At 70.9% G+C, this 3,093-nt stretch carries 4 protein-coding genes; 3 read left to right on the top strand and 1 reads right to left on the bottom strand.

From position 1 onward, the window contains the following. The first annotated feature begins 47 nt into the window (after window positions 1–47). The 3 genes from AC27KI_RS21795 to AC27KI_RS21785 all read left to right on the top strand — a co-directional run bounded on the left by AC27KI_RS21795 (window position 48) and on the right by AC27KI_RS21785 (window position 2,496). A complete protein-coding gene (locus AC27KI_RS21795; protein WP_317360105.1) occupies window positions 48–869 on the top strand; it encodes an AzlC family ABC transporter permease in 822 nt (273 codons plus the stop codon). Continuing rightward, a complete protein-coding gene (locus tag AC27KI_RS21790; RefSeq protein ID WP_284406531.1) occupies window positions 866–1,201 on the top strand; it encodes an AzlD domain-containing protein in 336 nt (111 codons plus the stop codon). The genes AC27KI_RS21795 and AC27KI_RS21790 overlap by 4 nt, the downstream gene beginning before the upstream one ends. Before the next feature lie 101 nt (window positions 1,202–1,302). Next, the gene (locus tag AC27KI_RS21785) at window positions 1,303–2,496 is read left to right on the top strand and encodes a phosphoglycerate kinase (RefSeq protein WP_487090835.1); all 1,194 of its coding nucleotides are present in this window, start codon (window positions 1,303–1,305) and stop codon (window positions 2,494–2,496) included. An 85-nt stretch (window positions 2,497–2,581) separates the two neighbouring features. Here the strand turns inward: AC27KI_RS21785 and AC27KI_RS21780 are convergent. After that, window positions 2,582–3,093, bottom strand: a 512-nt coding sequence (locus AC27KI_RS21780) for a DMT family transporter (protein WP_487115787.1), incomplete at its 5' end; no start/stop codon positions are given.

Genomic DNA, 3,093 nt, shown 5'->3' with positions numbered 1-3,093 from the left:
CGCCCCGGCATGGTGCTGGGGGGCGGCGCGCCGGCCGGGGCGCGGGAATGAGCGCCCGGGGACTGGGCGCGCTCGTCCGGGATCCCGCCTACCGCCAGGGCGTGCTGGACATGTTCGGCACCAGCGTGGGCGTGGGCGCCTGGGGGCTGGTGACCGGCGTGGCCATGGTCAAGAGCGGCATGTCGGTGCCGATGGCGATCTTCATGTCGCTCGCGGTGTACGCGGGCAGCGCGCAGCTCACGGTGATCCCGCTGATGGCCGTCGGCGCGCCGCTGTGGGTGGTGTGGCTCACGGCCTCGTGCGTGAACCTGCGCTTCGTCATCTTCAGCAGCCTATGGCGCAGCTACTTCGCGCACCTGCCGCTGCGCCGGCGCCTGGCGGTGGGGTATTTCAGCGGCGACGTGATCTTCGTCGCGTTCATGAAGCGCTACCCCCAGCCCACGCCGCAGCCCGAGCAGGTGCCGTACTTCTGGGGCGCCGCGTCGATCAACTGGCTGTCCTGGCAGGTGCCGTCGATCACGGGCATTTTGCTGGCCAACGTGGTGCCGCTGTCGTGGGGCCTGGGCTTCGCGGGCGTGCTGGCGCTGCTGGGCGTGATGCTGTCCATGCTGTTCGACCGCGCCACCTGGCTGGCCACGGGCGTGGCCATGACGGCGGCCATCGCGGCGTTCGCGCTGCCGCTCAAGCTGAACATCCTGGTGGCGATCGCGGCGGCCGTGGCCGTGGGCCTCATCATCGAGACGGTGGACCGCCACCTGCGAAAGCCGGAGGTGCTGCTGGTGCCGGCCGAGAGCGCGCTGCCGCCAGAGGAGAAAAAGCACGTGCAGGACGGCGACGTGGTGCCGCTGCGCGAGGAGCGCCACCCATGAACTGGTCCTGGGTCGAACCCACCATCGCCATCCTGGGCCTGGCCGCGATCACGGTGGTGTCGCGCGCGTTCTTCATGATTCCCGAGCGCGAACTGCCCCTGCCCGACTGGCTCAAGCGCGGCCTCAAGTACGCGCCGCTGGCCGCGCTGGCCTCGGTGATCGCGCCGGAGATCTTCATGGCGCAGGGCGAGCTGATCGGCACGCTGCAGGACGCGCGCCTGCCGTCCGTGCTGTGCGCCGCCGGCTACTACTTCTGGCGCCGCGGCATCCTGGGCACCATCGTCGTGGGCATGGTGGTGTACCTGCCGCTGCACATCGGCCTGGGCTGGTAGCCCACGGGCGGCGCCGGCCGACACGGCCGGGCACGGGGCCGCACCTACAATGCGGCGCAGCTTTCCACCCTCCCCGCGCCGCCCGCCGGCCCCATCGATCCATGCACATCCTTCGCTTTTCCGACCTCTGCGCCCAAGGCCAGGCCCGTGGCCAGCGCGTGTTCATCCGCGCCGACCTGAACGTGCCGCAGGACGACGCCGGCCACATCACCGAGGACACGCGCATCCGCGCCTCGGTGCCCTGCATCCAGATGGCGCTGGACGCCGGCGCCGCCGTCATGGTGACCAGCCACCTGGGCCGCCCGACCGAGGGCACGCTGCAGCCCGCCGACTCGCTCGCCCCCATTGCGAAGCGCCTGGGCGAACTGCTGGGCCGCGAGGTTCCGCTGGTGGCCGACTGGGTGGACGGCGTGGCCGTGCAGCCCGGCCAGGTCGTGCTGCTGGAGAACTGCCGCGTGAACCCCGGCGAGAAGAAGAACGACCCCGCGCTGGCCAGGAAGATGGCCGCGCTCTGCGACATCTACGTGAACGACGCCTTCGGCACCGCGCACCGCGCCGAGGGCACGACCTACGGCATCGCCGAATACGCCAAGACCGCCTGCGCCGGCCCGCTGCTGTCGGCCGAGATCGACGCCATCACCAAGGCCCTGGCGCACCCCGCACGGCCGCTGGCGGCCATCGTGGCGGGCAGCAAGGTCTCGACCAAGCTCACCATCTTGAAGAGCCTGGCCGACAAGGTGGACCAGCTCATCGTGGGCGGCGGCATCGCCAACACCTTCATGCTGGCCGCCGGCCTTCCGATCGGCAAGAGCCTGGCCGAGCCCGACCTGCTGGACCAGGCCCGCGCCGTGATCGACGCCATGAAGGCGCGCGGCGCCGAGGTGCCGATCCCCACCGACGTGGTGGTGGCCAAGACCTTCTCGGCCGATGCGCCCGCCACGGTGAAGGCGGCCGCCGACGTGGCCGACGACGACCTGATCCTGGACATCGGCCCCGAGACCGCGAAGAAGCTGGCCGCGCAGCTCAAGCAGGCCGGCACCATCGTGTGGAACGGGCCCGTGGGCGTGTTCGAGTTCGCCGCGTTCGAGAACGGCACCCGGGCCATCGCCCAGGCGATCGCCGAATCGAGCGCGTTCAGCATCGCGGGCGGCGGCGACACGCTGGCGGCGATCGCCAAGTACGGCATCGAGAAGGACGTGGGCTACATCTCCACCGGCGGCGGCGCCTTCCTGGAAGTGCTGGAGGGCAAGACGCTGCCGGCCTTCGAGATCCTGCAAAAGCGCGCCCAGGGCTGAGCCGGCGGCGGGTTCACGCCCGCCGTCCTTTTGCTATTTAATTAATAGCAATATGCCCTAGTGATGATTGTGCCGGAGGCACTTTTCATGCCGCACCCGCTGTGGCCACAGGGCGCTGCGGCCACAGCACCGAGGCGATCGCCAGCACCATCAGCGCCACGGCCGCCCAGTCCTGCCAGTGCAGGCGCTCGCCCAGCCAGACCGCGCCGCTGAACACGCCCAGCACCGGGATCATCATCACGCTCAAGGTGGACGCCACGGGCGGCAGGCCGCGCACCAGGAAGAACCACGCCGGCTGCGCGAAGCCGAGCACCAGCACCGCGTTGAAGGCGATGGCGCCCCAGCCCACGGCGGACGGGGCGTGCCAGCGGTCGTGCTCCAGCAGCAGCGCCAGCAGGCTCAGCACCACAGTGCTCTGCACCGTCATCCAGAACGACAACGTGAGCACGGGCAGCGGCAGGGTGCTGCGCCGCAGCAGTTGCGTGCCCAGCGCCCAGCAGGCGGCGGCGGTGAGCATCAGCCCCACGCCGACGGGCCGGCCGCCGAGCTGGCTGAGTTCGTGCCACAGCAGCAGCAGCACGCCCCCCGCCGCCGCCG

Source organism: Acidovorax sp. KPB24-03 (assembly GCF_057546605.1).
The sequence above is the reverse complement of the archived record's forward strand: the minus strand, read 5'-3'. Positions and strand labels throughout refer to the sequence as shown.